This is a genomic window from Streptomyces bambusae (assembly GCF_019400985.1).
GTDB lineage: Bacteria > Actinomycetota > Actinomycetes > Streptomycetales > Streptomycetaceae > Streptomyces > Streptomyces bambusae_A.
In genome coordinates this window covers 1-18,089 of sequence record NZ_WTFF01000148.1, presented here as the reverse complement: position 1 = coordinate 18,089, position 18,089 = coordinate 1, and the positions used below count along the sequence as shown (strand labels likewise).

Annotated in this window: 18 protein-coding genes; 7 read left to right on the top strand and 11 right to left on the bottom strand. The window is 74.8% G+C overall.

All coding sequences use genetic code 11. The features are described 5' to 3' along the window. On the bottom strand, positions 1–1,061 hold a 1,061-nt coding region (locus tag GPJ59_RS20565; RefSeq protein WP_219668687.1), incomplete at its 3' end, for an AAA family ATPase. 111 nt (positions 1,062–1,172) lie between these two features. Here GPJ59_RS20565 and GPJ59_RS20560 point away from each other — a divergent pair. Further along, the gene (locus GPJ59_RS20560) at positions 1,173–1,682 is read left to right on the top strand and encodes a hypothetical protein (protein ID WP_219668686.1); all 510 of its coding nucleotides are present in this window, start codon (positions 1,173–1,175) and stop codon (positions 1,680–1,682) included. A gap of 154 nt (positions 1,683–1,836) precedes the next feature. Here the strand turns inward: GPJ59_RS20560 and GPJ59_RS20555 are convergent, their stop codons facing one another. Beyond that, on the bottom strand, positions 1,837–2,091 hold the full coding sequence (locus tag GPJ59_RS20555) for a hypothetical protein (RefSeq protein ID WP_219668685.1): 255 nt from the start codon (positions 2,089–2,091) through the stop codon (positions 1,837–1,839). Between the two features lie 201 nt (positions 2,092–2,292). Then, the gene (locus GPJ59_RS20550) at positions 2,293–2,724 is read right to left on the bottom strand and encodes a hypothetical protein (RefSeq protein WP_219668691.1); all 432 of its coding nucleotides are present in this window, start codon (positions 2,722–2,724) and stop codon (positions 2,293–2,295) included. 113 nt (positions 2,725–2,837) lie between these two features. On the opposite strand from GPJ59_RS20550, the gene GPJ59_RS20545 reads away from it, so the two are divergent. Beyond that, on the top strand, positions 2,838–3,998 hold the full coding sequence (locus GPJ59_RS20545) for a tyrosine-protein phosphatase (protein ID WP_219668684.1): 1,161 nt from the start codon (positions 2,838–2,840) through the stop codon (positions 3,996–3,998). A gap of 286 nt (positions 3,999–4,284) precedes the next feature. Then, entirely contained in the window at positions 4,285–5,355 is a 1,071-nt protein-coding gene (locus GPJ59_RS20540; RefSeq protein ID WP_219668683.1) for a M4 family metallopeptidase, read from the top strand. 127 nt (positions 5,356–5,482) lie between these two features. Here GPJ59_RS20540 and GPJ59_RS20535 read toward each other — a convergent pair whose 3' ends face one another. Beyond that, entirely contained in the window at positions 5,483–6,280 is a 798-nt protein-coding gene (locus tag GPJ59_RS20535; RefSeq protein ID WP_219668682.1) for a class E sortase, read from the bottom strand. A gap of 149 nt (positions 6,281–6,429) precedes the next feature. Here GPJ59_RS20535 and GPJ59_RS20530 point away from each other — a divergent pair, with 149 nt between their 5' ends. Then, positions 6,430–6,951 (top strand): SixA phosphatase family protein, encoded by a 522-nt coding sequence (locus GPJ59_RS20530; RefSeq protein ID WP_219668681.1) that lies wholly within the window; start codon positions 6,430–6,432, stop codon positions 6,949–6,951. Positions 6,952–7,083: 132 nt separating this feature from the next. Here the strand turns inward: GPJ59_RS20530 and GPJ59_RS20525 are convergent, their stop codons facing one another. The 3 genes from GPJ59_RS20525 to GPJ59_RS20515 all read right to left on the bottom strand — a co-directional run bounded on the left by GPJ59_RS20525 (position 7,084) and on the right by GPJ59_RS20515 (position 9,257). Continuing rightward, entirely contained in the window at positions 7,084–7,464 is a 381-nt protein-coding gene (locus GPJ59_RS20525) for a hypothetical protein (RefSeq protein WP_219668680.1), read from the bottom strand. Between the two features lie 135 nt (positions 7,465–7,599). Next, positions 7,600–8,571: a hypothetical protein gene (locus tag GPJ59_RS20520; protein WP_219668679.1), complete on the bottom strand. Its 972-nt coding sequence runs from the start codon at positions 8,569–8,571 to the stop codon at positions 7,600–7,602. A 140-nt stretch (positions 8,572–8,711) separates the two neighbouring features. Then, the gene (locus GPJ59_RS20515; protein WP_308120393.1) at positions 8,712–9,257 is read right to left on the bottom strand and encodes a MarR family winged helix-turn-helix transcriptional regulator; all 546 of its coding nucleotides are present in this window, start codon (positions 9,255–9,257) and stop codon (positions 8,712–8,714) included. 70 nt (positions 9,258–9,327) lie between these two features. On the opposite strand from GPJ59_RS20515, the gene GPJ59_RS20510 reads away from it, so the two are divergent. The 3 genes from GPJ59_RS20510 (at position 9,328) to GPJ59_RS20500 (ending at position 11,975) form a co-directional block, all read left to right on the top strand. Then, positions 9,328–10,035 carry a hypothetical protein gene (locus tag GPJ59_RS20510; RefSeq protein ID WP_258024673.1) on the top strand — a complete coding sequence of 236 codons (708 nt, stop codon included), beginning with the start codon at positions 9,328–9,330 and terminating at the stop codon, positions 10,033–10,035. A 1-nt stretch (position 10,036) separates the two neighbouring features. Next, the gene (locus GPJ59_RS20505) at positions 10,037–10,870 is read left to right on the top strand and encodes an SGNH/GDSL hydrolase family protein (RefSeq protein WP_219668678.1); all 834 of its coding nucleotides are present in this window, start codon (positions 10,037–10,039) and stop codon (positions 10,868–10,870) included. Positions 10,871–11,021: 151 nt separating this feature from the next. Beyond that, positions 11,022–11,975: a GNAT family N-acetyltransferase gene (locus GPJ59_RS20500; RefSeq protein WP_219668677.1), complete on the top strand. Its 954-nt coding sequence runs from the start codon at positions 11,022–11,024 to the stop codon at positions 11,973–11,975. Positions 11,976–12,032: 57 nt separating this feature from the next. Here GPJ59_RS20500 and GPJ59_RS20495 read toward each other — a convergent pair whose 3' ends face one another. From GPJ59_RS20495 to GPJ59_RS20480, 4 genes are all read right to left on the bottom strand, one after another. Beyond that, on the bottom strand, positions 12,033–14,606 hold the full coding sequence (locus GPJ59_RS20495; RefSeq protein ID WP_219668676.1) for an ABC transporter permease: 2,574 nt from the start codon (positions 14,604–14,606) through the stop codon (positions 12,033–12,035). A gap of 208 nt (positions 14,607–14,814) precedes the next feature. Continuing rightward, the gene (locus tag GPJ59_RS20490) at positions 14,815–15,639 is read right to left on the bottom strand and encodes an ABC transporter ATP-binding protein (RefSeq protein WP_219668675.1); all 825 of its coding nucleotides are present in this window, start codon (positions 15,637–15,639) and stop codon (positions 14,815–14,817) included. 268 nt (positions 15,640–15,907) lie between these two features. Continuing rightward, on the bottom strand, positions 15,908–16,534 hold the full coding sequence (locus GPJ59_RS20485) for a response regulator (protein WP_258024674.1): 627 nt from the start codon (positions 16,532–16,534) through the stop codon (positions 15,908–15,910). Positions 16,535–16,581: 47 nt separating this feature from the next. Beyond that, positions 16,582–18,054 carry a histidine kinase gene (locus GPJ59_RS20480; protein ID WP_219668688.1) on the bottom strand — a complete coding sequence of 491 codons (1,473 nt, stop codon included), beginning with the start codon at positions 18,052–18,054 and terminating at the stop codon, positions 16,582–16,584. Positions 18,055–18,089 lie beyond the last annotated feature (35 nt).

The window sequence follows — 18,089 nt, the reverse complement described above, 5'->3', positions numbered from 1 at the left end:
CCATCGGCGGGGTTCCCGGCCTGCTCCAGGGCCCGCGCGGCGGCCCGGTGCAGTGCGCGGGCGTCGGCGGGGGTGGTCCGGCCGAGCACCTCCTCGCGTACCAGATCGTGCGTGAAGCGGTACGTGCGCCCGGCGTCGGTGGCGGGTGCCGCGGTGAGGACCCCGGCGTGCCAGGCCGCTTCGAGCGCCTGCTCGACGGCGGCTTCCCCGCGCTCCGGCAGGACGGCGGCGAGGTGTGGGGCGTCCAGCCGTTCGCCGAGCACGGCCGCGGCCCGTACGACGTCGCGCTGGTCGGCGGTGAGGCCGGTCAGCAGACCGCTGACGACGGCGGCGAGGTTCCCCGCGCGGGTGTGCAGGGCGGTGACGAGCAGGGGCAGCCCGCCCGTCCGCCGGTACGACTCCGCCGCGTACGCCTCGCCGACGCAGCGGGCGACCTCCTCCTGGGTGAAGGGTGCCAGGCGCAGGGTGTCGGCCCCGTAGCGGCCGAGGTCCGCGAGCGCTCCCGCGCTCTCCTCGGGCCCCGGCTCCCGGAAGGTGCCGAGCACCAGCAGTGCGGACCCGGTGACCTCGCCGGTCAGCTGCCGCAGCAGGTCGAGGCTGGCGGTGTCCGCCCAGTGCAGGTCCTCCAGCAGGACCACCAGCGCGCGTTCGGCGGCTGCCGCCGCCAGCGCCTCGCCCATCCGGGCCAGTTCCAGGAACCGCACCGCCGCCGCGTCGGCCGGCGCCAACGTGCTCCACGGCTGCTGCCCGACCGCCGTCCCGGCCCCCGGCGGCTCGGCGGTCCGCCGCCCCGGCATCCCGGGGGCGGCTCCCGCGAGGCGCAGTGCGTGCCGCCAGGGCCACAGCGGGGGTGCCACCGCGTCCCTGGGGCAGTGGCCCCGTACGACGCCGAACCGTGCGGGGTCGGCATGGCGGCGCACCGCCTCGGCCGCGAGGGTGCTCTTGCCGATGCCCGCCGGTCCCGCGAGCAGCAGTACGGACCCGGAGCCCTGCGCGGCGGCCTCGATCCGCTGGGCGAGGACCGCCAACTCGGCCGTCCTGCCGACGAAGTTGCTTCCCACTCCGGCAGTATCGCGCAGGCCCGCACGGCGTGGGCCGGCCTGCGGCTGCGTACCACTTTTCAGTGGCAGTACTGATGCCCCGGGCGGTCTGCGCGGGCCACCGTGGGGGACATGAAGCGAGCCCACCTTGCCTGTGTCGTCGCGGCCGCGGTCCTGGCCGTGGCCGGCTGCGACAACCCGTTCCAGGACGACCGGCCCCCGAGGGAATCCGACCCGAGGGCGACCGCTCCCCAGAACCCGGGGCCGAACAATCCGGGGCCGAAGAATCCGACTCCCAAGCCGACGACTCCCCAGCCCCCGACTCCCAAGCCGACGACGCCGAAGCCGACGACGCCCGAGCCCTGGGTCCAGAAGGGGCCGGCCACGCTCACCGGCTGCGGAAAGTTCGCCAGGTACGCCAACTGCACCTTCACCGGCACCAACTTCAAGCCGGGGGAGAAGATCAACTTCCTCCGGGACGGATTCCTGCTCCACGTCTTCACGGCCGACAAGGAGGGCCGTTTCACCCAGAGCCCCGGCAGCAATCCGCGTGTCGGGCCCCACACCTACACCGCCCGCGGCATGGACTCCGGGGTGGAGGCCAGCACCACGGTCTACGTGACCGAGGAGGCCGTCCGCTGAGGGCCGGCCGGGCGGGCGGCAGGGTGGCCGGGCGGGCAGGCGGCGCACGGCCGGGGCGGTGTCCCGGGGGTACCCGGTACGGGCGGGCGGGCGGTGCCGCGGCCGGGTTCCGGTCCGGGAGCGACGGCGCTCCCGGACCGGCGGGCGCAACTGCTCAGAAGGCGTTCTCCCAGTCGGTGGCCGCCATGCTGCTGAACGCCATGGCGGGTTCGGCGGCCGGGGCGGTCCCGTTGTGGGAGCCGACGGTGACGTCCCGGCCGGCGTTGAAGACATCGTCCTGGGCGATCTGGACGATGGTGCTGTCCACGACGAACACCCAGGTCGGACCGGAGTCCGCGGCGGCCGGGGCGGCGGCGCCGAGCACGGACAGGGCGGCAGCGGCGAGCAGGGTGGCGGCGGTGCGCTTCACGGCGGTACCTCTCGAAGGGTGCGGAACGGACACTTCGGGAAACCTTGGAGTCCGGCCCCGCGGGGAACGGACTCCGACACGCCGCGGCCCGCATTCGGCCCTCGTACGACCCGGGTTCCACCCGGATGCACGGCAGGCAGCCGAAGGCGGATCAGTACTGGCCAGTGCCGGCCAGTACCGGCCAGTACCGGCCAGTGCCGGTCAGTGCCGGCGAGCCGTGATGCGCGGCGCCGCCCGGACCCGGACCTGGACCTCGGTGGAGCGTCCGTAGGCGGCTGCGAGGGCGTTGCGGACGGCGACGCGGCCGACCGCCTCGAACGCTCCCGGGTGCGAGTCGACCTCGTGGACGCGTATGCCGCGCAGCACCACGGCCACCGCCGCAGGGGTGTCGGCGCCCAGCTCGGCAAGTTCCGCACGGATGCCCGCCTCAAGGGCGGTCCGGTACGCGGACAGGTCCTGCGGGGCGACATGCCCACGGGTGACCAGGTCGGCCGCCACCTCGAACGCGACGCCCGCTTCCCACGGCTCGAAGTCCACGGTGACCTCGGCGAAGTCGGAGGGGCAGCTCGACTGCCGCGCGTACACGGCCCGTACGCCGCGGACGGGGTGGGGAGGAAATGTCCTGCTCTGCATGTCCACGCGCTCACGTTAGCCCGGAAGACAGGGGGAGAGCCCCGGCGGTCAGGGGCGGCGTAGGGGCTGAACGGGGGTGAGGGCGCTCGCCCGTGGCACACAACCTCGAACACATGACCCAGATGAATCACGCCAAGCACATGGAGAACGCGGGGAACGCGGGGAACGCACAGCAGGCGAAGCGCACGGGGCGGGGGAGGCGGGCAGGTTCGGCCACGGCCCTCGTGGCCTCCGCCTGCGCCCTGGCCCTCAGCCTCTCCCTCGCCCCCGCGGCCGTCGCACTCGACGCCGACGCCTCGGAGCAGGGCCCCGTCCCCTTCACCGCCGCCACCGTCACCGCCGGTGCCGACGGCTCCTACACCCTCGCCTGGAGCGCGCCCGGCGTCCCGTACGTCGAGATCCGCGCGGACGGCAAGGTCGTCGCCCGGGGCGGGTCCGAAGGCCGGGCCGTCGTCACCGGGCTGCCCGCCGCCGACCGCCAGTGGTTCGACTTCAAGCCCGGCTACGGCCAGGGCCTGCGGCTCGCCGACCGCCTGGTGAAGCTGCAGGGCACGGTCAACTTCCGGGACGCCGGCGGCTACCGCACCGCCGACGGCCAGTGGGTGAAGATGGGCCAGGTCTACCGCTCGGAGTCGCTCGGCAAGCTCACCGAGGCCGACCTCGCCACGCTCCAGCGCCTGGGCATCACCGACGTCTACGACCTGCGCATGGACGCCGAGCGCACCAAGGACCCTGACCGGCTGCCCACGGGCGCCACCTACACGGTGGCCGACGTGCTCACCGGCAGCGGAGCCCTCCAGACCGCGCCGACCACCCCCGAGGAGGCCGTCACGCTCATGATCGACACCGAGAAGGCCATGGCGGGTTCGGCGCCCGGCAAGGCCGCGTACGGGCAGGTGCTGGAGGGCCTGCGCCACGAGGAGCGGCGTGCCGCCGTCGTCCACTGCACGGCCGGCAAGGACCGCACCGGCTGGGCCGGCGCCGCCCTGCTGAGCGCGCTCGGCGTACCCCGCGAGACCGTCCTGGCCGACTACCTGGCCAGCAACGACTACCGCAGGGCGACCGACGAGGCCCTGCTCGCCCGCCTGACCCCGGAGCAGGTCGCGCTGTACAAGCCGATGCTCGAAGTCCGGCCCGAGTACCTCGACGCCGGCTACAACGAGGTCCAGGCCCAGTACGGCTCGTTCGACCGCTATGTCCAGGACGGCCTGGGCATCGACGCCGCGGAACTGAAGGAGCTCAAGTCCGAACTGCTCGTCGGCCGGCCGGTCTAGACGGTCGGTGCCCCGGGGCGGGGGCGGGGCGGGCCGGGCCGGGCCGGGACAGGGGGGCCGCGGTCGGGCGGGGACGGGGCCTGCGCCGGTGGGTCTTCCCGGCAGCCCCGTCCCGCCGGCCCGTCCTGCCAGCCCCGTCCCGGCAACTCCGTCGCGGCAACTCCGTCGCGGCAACTCCGTTCCGGAATCCTCGTCCCGGGCCTGGTCAAAGCGGGTCCGGGTGCGCAAGGATCACGGCCGCACCACACACGTCACCTCCCCGCCACTCCGTCCCAGGAGGATCTGTATGGCTCGCCGCCCATCCCGCGGCCTCGTCGCCGCGGCCACCGCCACCGTGGCACTGCTCACCCTCGCCGGCCCGGTCTCCGCCCTGCCCGCAGACGCCGGGAACGCCGCCGACGGCGCAGCCACCGGTACCGCGCTGCCGCAGGCCCGGCTCTTCATGGTCAATCCCGTCCAGTCCTCCGGCGACCAGGCCTTGACCGACGGCAAGGACGGCAACGCCGCCGTGCCCGAATCCGCGTACGCCGTGGCCGCGCTGCGCAATCTCGACGGCAGCGGCTCGCTCTCGGGCCGCTGGGCGACCGTACGGTCGGACACCGGAGCCTCTGCGCGGCTCGCGGACGTGGGGACGTACAGCCGTGCCGACGACCAGTTCGAGCAGGTCATGGCCTACTTCTGGGTCAACGAGGCACAGGAGTACCTGCAGAGCCTGGGCTTCGGCAGCGAGCTGCCCGGCGCCAACAACCGTGCGCAGCCCGTCCGGATCAACCAGTGGGGCGCCGACAACTCCTTCTTCACCGACAAGAAGGCCGAGATACGCTTCGGCAAGGGCGGGGTGGACGATGCTGAGGACGCCGAGGTCATCATCCACGAGTACGGGCACGCGGTGCACCACGCGCAGGTTCCCGGCTTCGGCACGTCGCCCGAGGCCGGCGCGATCGGCGAGGCGTTCGGCGACTACCTGGCCGTCGCGGTCGGCGCGTACGCGGACACCAAGTACGGCTGGCCGCTGAAGGCCGACCTGGCCTGTGTCGCCGACTGGGACTCCGCCACGTACAGCGCGGCTCCGCACTGCCTGCGCCGCATCGACGGCAACAAGGTGTACGCGGACCGGGTCGGGGAGGTCCACGCGGACGGCGAGATCTGGTCCCGGGCGCTGCTCGACATCCGCGGGGCCCTCGGCGCCCGTACCGCCGACCGGATCATCGTGAACGCGCAGTTCGGCTTCCGCCCGGACACCAGCTTCCAGGACGCGGCGCTGACGACGATCGCGACGGCGCAGCGCATGTACGGGGCGGACGCGGCGGACGCCGTGCGCGCGGCGTTCGCGGCGCGGGGGATTCCCGGGGTCTAGCCAGGAGACAGGACAGGGTGCCGGTGCCGGTGCCGGCTCGGGACCGGGCTCACTCCCCGGCCGGAGCCGGCGCCTGCACCGGCGCCTGCGCCGACACCCACGCCCGCACCTGCGCCGGCACCCGTGTCTATCCCGCCGCCGACGTCCCGCGCAGAACGCCGATCTTGTCGATGCGGTGCTCCGGATTGCCCTGGGCGTCGCTCCAGAAGTTGCCGCGGGCGTGGTCCTCCGGCGTGGCGCAGGTGGAGATCGTGATCATGGCCTGGGTCGCGGTCGCGCCGGGCTGCCCGGGGACCGCGGCACGCTGTTCGGTCAGCGAGCGCTCGGACCGGAACGACGTCGAGCGGGTCGCGACGATCTCGTAGGTGTACACCATGCCGCCCGCGGTCACCAGGACCGAGTCGCCCTCGTCGACGGCCGGCAGCTCGCGCAGCGGGCCGCCCGCGGACAGGCGGTGCGCGGTGACCAGGAAATTGCCCACCTGCCCCGGGCCGACCCCGCCGGCCTTCCCGTACGGACTGGCCGCCACGCCCAGGTCCTGGATGCGGGTGCCCGGTGCGTCGTCGGTCGTGCCCTCGTAGGGCATCACCCGCAGGCCGGCTATGCCCACGGAGGGTATGGACAGCGTCGACGCCTCGGTCGCGCGGGAGGCGCCGGCCGGCGCGGTGGCGGACGGCTCCGGAACAGCCGGTGCGTACGCCGTCGGCGTTGCGGGCCCGGCGGCCGGGCCGGACGTCGGGGCAGCGGCCGTCGCGGAAGCCGGGGCGGAAGCCGAGGCGGAAGCGGGCGGTGCCGGGGCCGCAGCCCGTGACGTGGGGTTCGTCGCGCCGACGGCGGCCTGGCTGGTGCAGGCCGCCAGCAGGACCGTGGCGGCGGCGCCGGCCACGGCGGCGGGCAGGACTGCGGGGGAGAACGGCAGGGGCATGGGCGGTTCCGTGGGATCGGCCGGGCCCTACGGCAGGTGGGGGTGGCCCGGTGCGCCGTGCCAGGGTGACATACGGACCAAGAGGTTCATAAGGGGATCGGTCCACCGGTAACCATGACCTGGACCACTGTCGTACTAAGCTCGCCCGCATGCCGGACCTCGTGATCCTGCGGCACGCGAAGAGCGCCTGGCCGCCGGGTGTGCCCGACCGCGACCGACCCCTCGGCCCGCGCGGCCTGCGGGACGCCCCCGCCGCCGGGCGGCTGCTCGCGCAATCGGGTCCGCTGCCGGACCTCGTCCTGTGCTCACCAGCCCGGCGCACCCGCGAGACCTGGGAGCTGGCCGCCCGGGAACTCCCCGCCGAGCCGCCCGTCCGCTTCGAACCGCGGCTCTACGCGGCGGACGCCGAGGACATCCTGGACACCGTACGGGAGGTTCCCGCCGGGGTCGGCACGCTCCTCCTCGTCGGGCACAACCCGGGGCTGCAGGACCTGGTCCTGCTCCTCGCGGGCACGGCCCGCGGCGGTGCCGGCGGCGACGCCCTGGACCGGCTCGCGACCAAGTTCCCGACCTCCGCGGTCGCCGTCCTCGCCGCCCCCGGCACCTGGGCCGACCTCACCCCGGGCGGCGCGGCGCTCACCGCGTTCGAGATCCCGCGCGGCGGGCGCTGACGCCCACCGCCCACCGCGCCTTTGCCCTCACCGAGGCCACGGTGCTGGGACGCCCCGCCCCCGAGCGGCTGGAGGCGGCAGGCGCCCGGGTCACCGGCCAGGGGGCCGCGGACCCTCCGGGGGCCGCGCCGTTCAGGAAGTGAGCGGGACGGGCGCGGGTGTGCCGTAGAAGGTGATCGGCGACCAGCCGTGCGCCTGGACGATCGTGTTCAGGGCGTCGGCGATCTCCATGAGCGGGATGTCCTTCGAGGCCGGGGCGTCGGCCGTCGCCACGCTGAAGGTGATCACCAGCTCTCCGCTGTAGTCCGGGGGGATGGAGGTCCGGCCCTTGAACTGGGTCCCCGAGGGGAAGGACGTCGCGATCTGGGTGGCCTGCGCCCCGGCGGCCCCGGCGCTCTTGGCCCCCGTGTCGGCGGCGTCCGCCGCCTGGGCCGCGGCGGGGGCGGCGAGCACCGCCCCCGCCGCGGCCGTTCCCGAATAGCCCAGCAGCGAACGTCGTGAAATCCCGGACATGACTCCCCTCCCTGGCGGCGGTGCTTCCCCCGCGGGCCAGAACCTAGACCGGTGCCCGGCGCTGATCCAGATTCATCCTGCACAGTGACGGGGCCGGCCGGAGTTCCCGGGTGCACAGTCGGGCCCCGCAGGTCGCTACCGGCCGAGGGCGGCGCGCAGCGTGATTCCGTGGAGGTTGCGCAGCCGGCGCAGTTCCCACACGGACAGGGCGGTGACGGTGAGGGGTGCACCGGCCAGGAAGGCGAACCACACGCTCTGCGGGGCGTTGACCGGTGGCCCGTCGACGGCCTGGAGCACCGACATCACCACGACGACCACGGGGGAGAGCAGGGGCGGCAGCACCTCGTGGACATCGGCGGTCCGGAACGCGTGGTGGACGCACAGGACCGAGGACGTGAGGACGAACGGCAGCAGGAAGAAGCTCGCCAGCCCGAGCACCAGACCCAGGACGAAGCCGATGTCCCCGGCCCACGCGAAGAGTTGGTCACGCACATCGGACCGCAGCGCGATCCACTGCAGGACGGCGGCTCCGAAGAGGCACCCGAACGCCGTCACCGGGCCGCGCAGCCGCTGCCGGTACCGGGCCCGCAGCGGCGGCCGGGCCGACACCACGAAGGCGGCCACCGCCAGCGGCCCGACGATCAACAGCACTCCCGCGCTGATCAGCACCTCGGCGAGCTTGTCGTTGAACACGTCCTCGGCGTCCTCGCGCAGGGTGAACGCGTAGAACAGCCAGACCGTGGCGGCCAGTCCGATGCCCGTACGGGCCACCTGGGCCCCGGCAATCGCCGGGTCGGCCAGCCGGTCCGGCCGGGCCGGCCGCTGGGTGCGGGCCGCGAGGACGAAGGGGGCCATCAGCGCGGTCGCGCAGCCGTGGCGCTCCGTCCCGTTCCGGCCCGCCGCGGCCGGGCCCGGCCGCCGTACCGCGTCCGGCCGCCGTACCCCGTCCGGCCTCCGTATCGCGTCCGGACCGTACGGCCCCGCGCCGTTCGCCCCCGCCTGCTGCCATCCGTCCGGTTGCCGTCCGTTCGGCTGCTGCCCCTCCAACTGCCATCCTTCCGGCTGCCATCCGTCCGGCCGCCGCCCGTACTCGCCCCGCCGTGCCACGCGCTTCTCCTGCCCCCGAGTCGAACAGATCAAGATCGACAAGGGACTGTACTGCGCCCGCGCGCCGCCCGTGACGCCAGGTCGGCCGCGTGCGGCGCCCCCCGCGGGGCCGCAGCGGTGAGCCGCTCAGCGCGTTCCCGTCACTCCGGCCGGCCGCTGCGCGGCGACTTCTGCAGCGTGCGGTAGCCCGGGTGGACGCCGGGGGTCAACTCCTGTTGTGTCGCGACGCGTTCGAGGAGGTCGAGGAGTTGCGCCCGCTGCGCGGGGTCGAGGGCGGCGAGCAGGTCGTCCTCGTGGGCCGCGGCCTTGCGGGAGACCGCGCCGAGGGTTCGGCGGCCCTCCGCGGTCAGGTGCAGCTCGTGGTTGCGGCGGTCCTCGGCGCTGCGCCGCCGTTCGACCAGGCCCTTGCCCTCCAGGCTGTCGATCAGCGTGACGACGCGGCTGGGTACGACGCCCAGGTCCTCCGCGAGGGCGCGCTGACTGCGGCCGGGCCGTCCGGCGATCATGCGCAACAGGCCGACGTCCGCCGGGGTCAGCCCGAGGTCCCCGACGCGCTCCGCGAAGCGCCCGGCGGCGTGCGCCCCGATCTGCGCGAGCAGGAACGCCGCTCCGCGGGGGGCGGAAGCGGGCCCGGGAGCGGGGTCGGAGGCGGGGGGCGTCGTATCGGGTTGCCGGTCGCTGATCACCGGGCTATCGTACGACACAAGCAACGATTCTCATCGCTGAATCATTCTCCAAGAGAACGGATTCTCCCCCATGGAAACGATCGAGAGCCGCACCCCTCGCGAGACCCGCCGCGACCCCCAGGCCGGACCGCCGCCCGGCGTCCTCGCCGTGGTCTTCACCGCGCTGTTCCTCGCCGGGCTCGCCCTCAGCACCTTCCTGGCCGACGGCCGGCCCTTCCCCTCGCCCTTCGGAGCCGCCGACGAGATCACCGCGTACTTCCGCGACCACACCGATGCCACCCGCGTCTCGGGCGCCCTGCAGTTCGCCTCGTCGGTCCCCCTGGCCATCTACGCCGCCACCGTCTCGGCGCGCCTGCACAAGCTCGGGGTCCGTGCGCCCGGTGCCACGATCGCCCTCGCCGGCGGGGTCCTCGCCTCGGCGTTCCTGGCCTGCTCCGGGCTCGTCACCTGGGTTCTCTCCAGGAGCGCGGTGGCCGAACAGCCCGAGGTGGTGAGGGCCTTGCAGTACTTGGCCTTCGGACTCGGTGGTCCCGCACACGTGGTCCTGCTCGGCCTGCTCGTCGCCGGGATCGCCGTACCCGGCCTGCTCGCCGGCCTGCTCCCGCGCGCACTGGCCGTCGCGGGTCTCGCCGTGGCCGCCGTCGCCGAACTGGCCACGCTCGTCCTGCTGGTCGACGGCGCCGCCCTGCTGCTGCCGGTGGCCCGCTTCACCGGTCTGGCCTGGCTGATCGCCGCCGGCTTCCTGCTCCCGCGCCGCCGAGTCCGTACGGAGGGCTGACATGAGGTCCCACCAGAACCAGCACACCGACCAGACCCACCAGACCCACCAGGCCCAGGCGGAGCGCCAGCTGCGCTTCCACCAGCCGGAGAAGCTCCTGCGCCCTCTGGGCGCCCTGGACGACCAGGCGCTGGCGGCCCTGTTCCGGACCGACGTCACGGACTACCGCGACCGGCTGAAGCGGTTCGAGGAACTCAACCGCGAGGCGGCAGCGGGCCTGGCAGCCGACCTGGCGGCCGCCCCCGGCTCCGCCGCCCGGCTCGCCGGTCTGCCGTTCCGGCCCGGTCAGCACCTCGTGGCCGTGGGGGAGAGCACGACCGCCGACAGGCTCTCGTGGTTCGAGATCCTCCGGCACCTCCTCCCCGACGGCGTCCGGTGCACCAACCTCGCCGTCACGGGCAGCACCACCACCCAGGCGCTGGCCCAACTCCCGCTCCTGGGCTTCCAGCGGCCCGACTGGGTGCTGTGCATGCTCGGCGGGAACGACGTCCAGCGGCTCGACGGAACGCCGCTCGTCACCCCCGACGAGACCCGCCGCAACCTCCTGACCCTGCGCGACCTCACGGTCCGGCGGACCGGGGCCCGTTGGATCTGGCTCACCCCGACCGGCGTGGACGCCGACCGCATCGAGCGCTACGAGCACTTCCGGCGGGCCGGACTCAGCTGGTCCGGCGCGGACCTCGACGCCCTGGCCGACTTCCTGTGCTCCCAGCCCGAACCCGCCGTCGACACGCGGTCCGCGGCCCAGGGCCGGCACGAGCCCGACGGCGTCCACCTCACCCCGGCCGGGCAACGGGCCGTCACCGCGGCCCTGATCGACACCCTCGGTCGCTGAACCCTCAATTGCTGACGGGCCGCCCCGGCTTCCGCGTACGGTGTCCGCCGACAGTTGATCATCCGCGCTGCTCATCGTGCGAGCTGCTGGTCATGTGAGCTGTTGTTCCGCCGAGCTGATCCACCGATCCGCCCCCCTCGCAGGAGACTTCATGCTGTTCCGCTCCACCACCGACGCCGACCTCGACCGCGTCACCGCCGTGACCGTCGACGAACCCGTCAGCTGGATCGACGCCGACCGCTACCGCGACGAGCTCGCCCAGCGCATGTACCGGCCCGAATGGACCTGGATCGCCATGGACGGCGACCGCCTCGTCGGACGGGCCCTGTGGTGGGGGCGGTCGGACAGCGAACACCCCGTCGCGCTGGACTGCCTCCACGTCGACGCCGACGTGCCCGACCGCGTCGCCGTCGCGACCGGCCTGCTCACCGCCGGTCTGAAGGCCTTCGAGGCCGAGGGCGCGCCCACCCCCGCGCTCTACAACCTGAGCCTGACCCCCGGCTGGCGTGAGCAGCCCGCTGTCGTGGCCGCCCTGTCGTGGCGGCGTGCGGCGGCGCTGGCCGCCGGCCTCTCCGACGAGGTCGAGCGGCTGCGCCTGGAGTGGACCCCGCAGTGCGGGCTCCCCACCGGCACCGGCCGCCTCGTCTTCCACGAAGGGTCGGACGAGGAGTTCCTGGAGGCCTTCCGCCGCGTCTCCCTGGGGAGCCTGGACCAGGAGACCATCCGGAACCTGGCGCGCGAGGGGGTCGAGGTCACCGCACGCAAGGACATGGACTTCTACCTCTCCTGCCCCGGCGAGCGGGCCTGGTGGCGGCTGGCCCGCACCCCGGAGGGGGAACTCGTGGGCCTGGCCCTGCCGTCGGCGACCCCGTACAACCGCAACGTCGGCTACCTCGGCGTCGTCCCCGAGATGCGCGGGCGCGGCTACGTCGACGACGTGCTCGCCGAGATCACGCGCGTCCACGCGGAGGCGGGCGCCGAGCTCGTCACGGCCACCACGGACACGGGCAACGCCCCGATGGCCGCTGCCTTCGCCCGCGCCGGGTACCGGACCGCGCAGATCCGCGTGATCTACTCGGCTCCGGAACACGACGCGGATTCATGACAATGTGACCCGACTCGGCGCGTGCCTGTGGAGGTTCCGGCTCGGGCCCCGTGGGCGCTATGCCTGTGCCACCGCCTCCAGCGGGCCGAGTGCGGCTGCGCGGCGGGCCGGGGCGGCTGCCGCGGCTGTGCCGGTGGCGAGGGAGAGGAGGCAGATCACGAGCAGGGTGCCCCAGGGGACGGCCAGGGAATACTGCGCGACGGCGCCGTTGGCGAGTGCGCCCACCGCCCAGGCCGCGAACAGCCCCCCGGCCAGCCCCAGCAGTGTGCCGAAGGCGGCGATGACCAGGGCCTCCAGCCGGATCATCCGCCGGACCCCGGCCCGGTCCATGCCGACGGCCCGCAGCACGCCGATCTCCCGGGTGCGCTCCGACACCGACATGGCCAGGGTGTTCACGATGCCGAGCGAGGCCACGACCACGCCGAGGCCGAGCAGCCCGTACATCAGGGTCAGCAGGTTGCCCACGGTGCCGGCGGCCTCCCGAACGATCTGCGACCGGTCCTGGACCGTCAGCAGCGGATTGTTGCCCACGGCGGTGCGCAGCCGCTGCGCGGTGGCCGCGGAGACGGTACCGCCGTCGGTGCGGACGAGGATCCGCTGGACGGAGCCGGGCAGGAAGCCGTCCTTCTGTACGTCGGCCCGCACGCCCAGCGCGTCCTGCGCGGTGGAGTTGTCCCGGTAGACGCCGACCACCGTGTACGGCGCGGACTCCTGGCCGCGGCCCACGCGTACGTCGATCCGGCTGCCCGTGCTCAGCCCGTGCTCCCGGGCGACGGTGGCCGACACGGCGATCCGGCCCGGCCCGAGGCCTTCGGTGGACCCGCTGACGAAGTCGAGTTCCATGACGGTGCGTACGGTCTCCGGGTCGACGCCGGAGATCTGCCGGACCTGCCCGCCCACGAACAGGGGTGCGTCCGCCACGGCGGTCGCGGTCCGCACACCGGGGGTGTCGGCCACCCGCCGTACGGCGGCGGGGTCGATGGCCGCGGTGGTGTTCCCGGTGCTGATCACGTAGTCGGCGCCCAGGCCGGCCGCCGCCTGGCGGTCGAGGGCCTGCCCGGTGGAGTTGCCGAGGACGGCGAGTCCGGCGACCAGGGCCGTGCTGATCATCAGGGCGGAGGCGGTGGCCGCGGTGCGCCGCGGGTCGCGCAGCGCGTTCTCCCGGGCGAGCCGGCCGACGACGCCGAAGCGGTCGGTCAGCCGTCCGGCGAGGCGGATCACCGGGCCTGCGAGCAGCGGTGCCAGCACGATCAGGGCGGCGGCGAGCAGGGCGCAACCGAGCATCGCGCTCTGCACGTTTGCGACCGAGGCGTCCTTGGCCCCGGTGAGCGACACCAGCAGCGCGGCGCCCAGGACGAGCAGGGCCGTCCCGGCCGCGGCGCGGATCCGGGACCGGGTCGCGGAGGGCGGCTGCTCGGCCGAGCGCATCGCCTCGACGGGCGCGATCCGCGCCGCCCGGCGGGCGGGCAGCCAGGCGGCGAGCACCGTGACGCCCACTCCCACGCCGAGCGCGGCGACGACGGAGCGCGGACCGATCACCAGCGGCCCGTCGGGCAGGGCGTCCCCGGCGGTGCCGAGGAGGCCGGGCAGCGCGGCGGCGACGCCGAGGCCGAGCAGGAAGCCGGCCGCGGACGCGGCGAGCCCGAGCAGGGCCGCCTCCAGGAGCACGGAGCGGACCACCTGGCGGCGCGTGGCGCCGATCGCCCGGAGCAGCGCGGTCTCGCGGGTGCGCCGGGTCACGAGCATCGTGAAGGTGTTGACGATGAGGAACGAGCCGATGAACAGGGACACCCCGGCGAAGACCAGCGGCAGATTCGTCCAGCCCCGGGTCAGGGTGTCGAGCAGGACGGTCTGCTGAGCGGCCTGGGCGGCGCCGGTGACGGCCTCCGCGCGGTCGGCCGGGAGCACGGCGGCGACCCGCTGGGCGAGCACGGTGGGGTGGGTGCCGGGCGTGGCGGACAGGTCGATGCCGGTGTAGTGGCCGGGCGAGGCGAACAACTGCTGGGCGGTCGCCTTGTCGAACAGGGCGAGGGTGCCGCCCGCCGTCACCCGGGTGTCGTCGGTGGTGACGATGCCCACGAGCCGCTTGTTCATCACCGGTCCGTCGGTGGCGAGCGTGACGGTGTCGCCGATGCGGAACCGGCCGGCGGCCGCCGTGCCGCGGTCCACGGCGAGTTCGTCACCGGTGCGGGGCGCGCGGCCCTCCGCCAGCGGGTAGCGGCGGTCCTTGCCGTCCTGGCCCGGTACGTAGGCGGCGGCCAGGTTCGCCCACGTCCTGCCGGTCCGGAGCGGGGTGCCGTCCGCGGCGGACAGGGTGGCGGAGCCGTCGGCGGCCGGGCGTACGTCGGCCACGCCGGGCACGCCGGCCAGCTTCCGCACGAGGGCGTCGTCGAGTGCCGGGGCGCGGGAGCCGGCGCTGTCGGGCGCGCTGCCGGGCGGAGGGTCCTTCGGGGCGACGGTGACGGCGATGTCGGCGAAGTCCTTCGACGCGGCGCCGCGGTACGCGGCGGCGGAGGAGTCCGCGAAGACGAGGGTGCCGGTGACGAAGGCGACACCGATGCAGACGGCCAGGACGGTCATGGCCGTACGGGCCTTGTACGCGAGGAGGTTGCGCAGGGCTGTTCGCAGCATGAGGAGCTTTCGGGAGGCGTGGTGTGGCGCGGCGTCGCGTGGTGTGGCACGGCGTGGCGTGGGACGGGAGGGCACGGGCCCCCGGCCGGGGACGGACGACGCGGTGAGCGAGCGAGCGAGTGAGCGGTGGCGGGGCCGGGGCCGGCGGTGAGCTGGCGGCGGCCGGGGTGGCGGGGCCGTCGAGCACTGGCCGGGGCCGGGGCCGGGGTCAGCCGGCGGTGCCCCGGCCCCCGGCGGTGCCGTGGCCCCCGCTGGTGCCCTCCGCCTCGAAGCGGAGCATCCGGTCGAGGACCGTGTCGGCCGCCGGCGTGTGGACGTCGTCCACGATCCGGCCGTCGGCGAGGAAGACGGCCCGGTCCGCGTGGGCGGCGGCCGTCGGGTCGTGGGTGACCATGACCACCGTCTGCCCCAGCTCGCGGACCGAGTCGCGCAGGAAGCCGAGGAGCTCGGCGCCGGACCGGGAGTCGAGGTTGCCGGTGGGTTCGTCGGCGAAGACGATCTCGGGCCGGGAGACGAGCGCGCGGGCCACGGCGACCCGCTGCTGCTGGCCACCGGAGAGTTCGGCGGGCCGGTGGCCGAGCCGGCCGCCGAGGCCCACGGCGCCGACCACCGTGTCGAGCCAGGCCGGTTCGGGCTTCCGCCCGGCCAGGTGCAGCGGCAGCGTGATGTTCTCCAGCGCCGTGAGCGTCGGGAGCAGGTTGAAGCCCTGGAAGACGAAGCCGACCTTCTCCCGGCGCAGGGCGGTGAGTTGCCGTTCCGACAGGGAGGAGAGCTCGGTGCCGCCGATACGGGCGGAGCCCGAGGTGAGCGGGTCCAGTCCGGCCATGCAGTGCATCAGGGTGGACTTGCCGGAGCCGGAGGGGCCCATGACGGCGGTGAACCGGCCACGGGCGAACTCGACGGACACCGCGTCCAGGGCGGTGACCCGCGTCTCCCCCCTGCCGTACACCTTGGTCAGGTCCGTGGCGCGGGCGGCCGGTTCGGTGAGCGGGGATGATCCGGGGGAGGCAGGCGAAGGGAACGGCTGGGGCATGGGCGGGTACTCCGTAGGGGTGCATGGGTCCGCGGGAGGTGCCGCGGACCGGGGGACGCATCCATCCTCACGTCCCTGACCTGCGGGAACGTCGCCCTGAAGGCGGGAGTTGGCCTCTGCCGGAGGGAGGACGGACGGCGCGCCCTCCCCGCCTTCCGGCAGAGCCGGGGCGGACCCGCCTATGCCTTCGGACAGAGGCGGGCCCTGCGCCGCCCCCGTGCCGGTCGCGGTGACCGGCTCTGCCCGCCGGGCCGCTGCCCTGCCCCGCTCACGAGGCCAGGCCCGCCCGGTGGGCGAGGAGGGCTGCCTGCACCCGGCCGGCCGAGCCGGTCTTGTCGAGGATCGCTCCGACGTGCGTCTTGACGGTGCCGATGCCGATGCCGAGCCGCCCGGCGATGTCCTGGTTGGAGAGTCCTTCGCCGAGCATCGCGAGGACCTCCCGCTCCCGGGCGGTGAGCCGGGCGATCCGCTCGTCGTCCGGTACCGGGCCGGCGGTGGCCGGCGCACCACCGCGCAGCATCCGGGCGATCACCGTCCCGGTGACGCCGGGCGAGAGCACCGCGTCACCCACGGCGGCCGCCCGCACCGCCCTGATCAGCTCCTGCGGGCCCTCGTCCTTCAACAGGAAGCCCGTGGCGCCTTCCCGCAGGGCCCGCAGCACGTTCTCCTCGTCGCCGAAGGTCGTCAGCATCACGACGCGCGGCGCCGGGTCGAGGGCGAGGAGCGGCGCGATCGCGGCCAGGCCGTCGCACACCGGCATGCGGATGTCCACCAGGGCCACGTCGGGGTGGTGGACGGCGGCCGCTGCGACCGCCTGCCGCCCGTCGGCGGCCTCGGCGACGACGTCGATGCCGTCGGCATGCCGGAGGATCAGCCGGACACCGGCCCGGATCATCTCCTCGTCGTCGGCGAGCAGGACGCGGATCGGTTCGGCGGAGTGGGTCACGGGGTCTCCCAGGGCGTGGTGTCCCGGACCGACGGGACGGTGATGCGGTCGATGGCGATGAGGCGGTGGGCGGCGTCGAAGCAGTAGCGGGCGACGACCAGGGAGCCCGGGTGGATCTCGGTCGCGCCGTTGAACGGGTAGATGCAGCCGGACGTCCCGGCCGGGCGGGCCGGCTCGTGTCCGGTGGCCGCGGCGCGTACGGCCCGGTTGTCCAGGACGCCGGCCGCGGTGACCTCCTCGTACGTCATGCCGGTACGGGGCAGCGGCCTCGGCCCGGCGTCCGGTTGCGGCCGGGAGGCGTACACGAAGCCGATCCCGAGGACCATGAGCACGCACAGACCCAGCAGGCCCGAGGTGAGCGTCAGCGCCTCGACGGTCCGGCGCCCCGGAGGGACGGTCTCCTCGTCCGTTCCCCTCGCCTCCTCCGCCTCGTCCCGGGTGCGGCGGTGCCTCGCGCCGGCGCCGGCCGGCTCGGGGGCGGGGGTGTCGGCGGGTTCGGCCGGCACGGTCGCCTCCAGTTGGAACCCGCCGGTCGGCAACGGGGCGGCGGCGAAGGTTCCGCCGAGCAGTTCCACCCGCTCCCTCAGGCCGGTGAGGCCCCGCCCGGTGCCGAGGCCGGTGGCGGGGGCCGGCGGGCCGGGCGGGGCGCCGTTGCGGACGGTGACGCGTACGCTCGCACCGTCGTGCCGGACCTGGACGCGTACGTGCGAGGCGGCGGCGTACCGGTGCACGTTGGTCAGGGCCTCCCTGACCACCCGGTGGACCGCGCGGCGCACCCGCGGCGGGCGGGCGTCGAGGTCCGGTCCCGTCCAGTCGAGGCGTACGGCGATCCCTCCCTCGCGGGACTCCGCCACCAGCGCCTCGACGTCGGCGCGGGTGCCGGTCGCGTCCGTGAGCGCGTCGGGCCCGGTGTCCCGGCCGAGCGGGCCGAGCACGCCGAGCGCCTGCCGCAGTTCCCGCATGGCGTCCTGCGTGGTGCGCCGTACCAGAACGGCCTCCTCCCGCAGTTCGGACAGCTCGGGAGCGGCCCGGTCCAGGGCCAGCTCCAGTCCGCCGGCGTGCAGCGAGATCAGGCTGAGCCGGTGGCCGACCAGGTCGTGCATCTCGGCGGCGATGCGGGACCGCTCGTGCAGGCGGGCCTCGCTGTCGGCGAGCCGGCGGGCCCGTTCCGCCGCGTCGCCGCGTTCGCGCAGTGCCCGCACCAGGCGTCCTTGCTGCCCGTGCGCGGTCCCGGCGAGGCCGGGCACGAGCACCGCGGAGGGCACCAGGACGAGGCCGAGGGCCAGCCCGTACGCCGCCGGGCCGGGTACCCAGTCTCGTGACCGACGGTGGCGCTTGGTCTCGGACCGGGCCGTCTGCTCGCGCAGGCGGCGTTCGTTCAGGCCCCGGGGGATCTTCGTCGAGCGCCGCTGCTTCGGCGGTGGCGCCGTCGCCTCCGCCAGGAGCGCGGCCAGGCGGACCGCTGCCATCTCGCGGTTGCGCCACTGAGAGCGGTGCTCCGAGG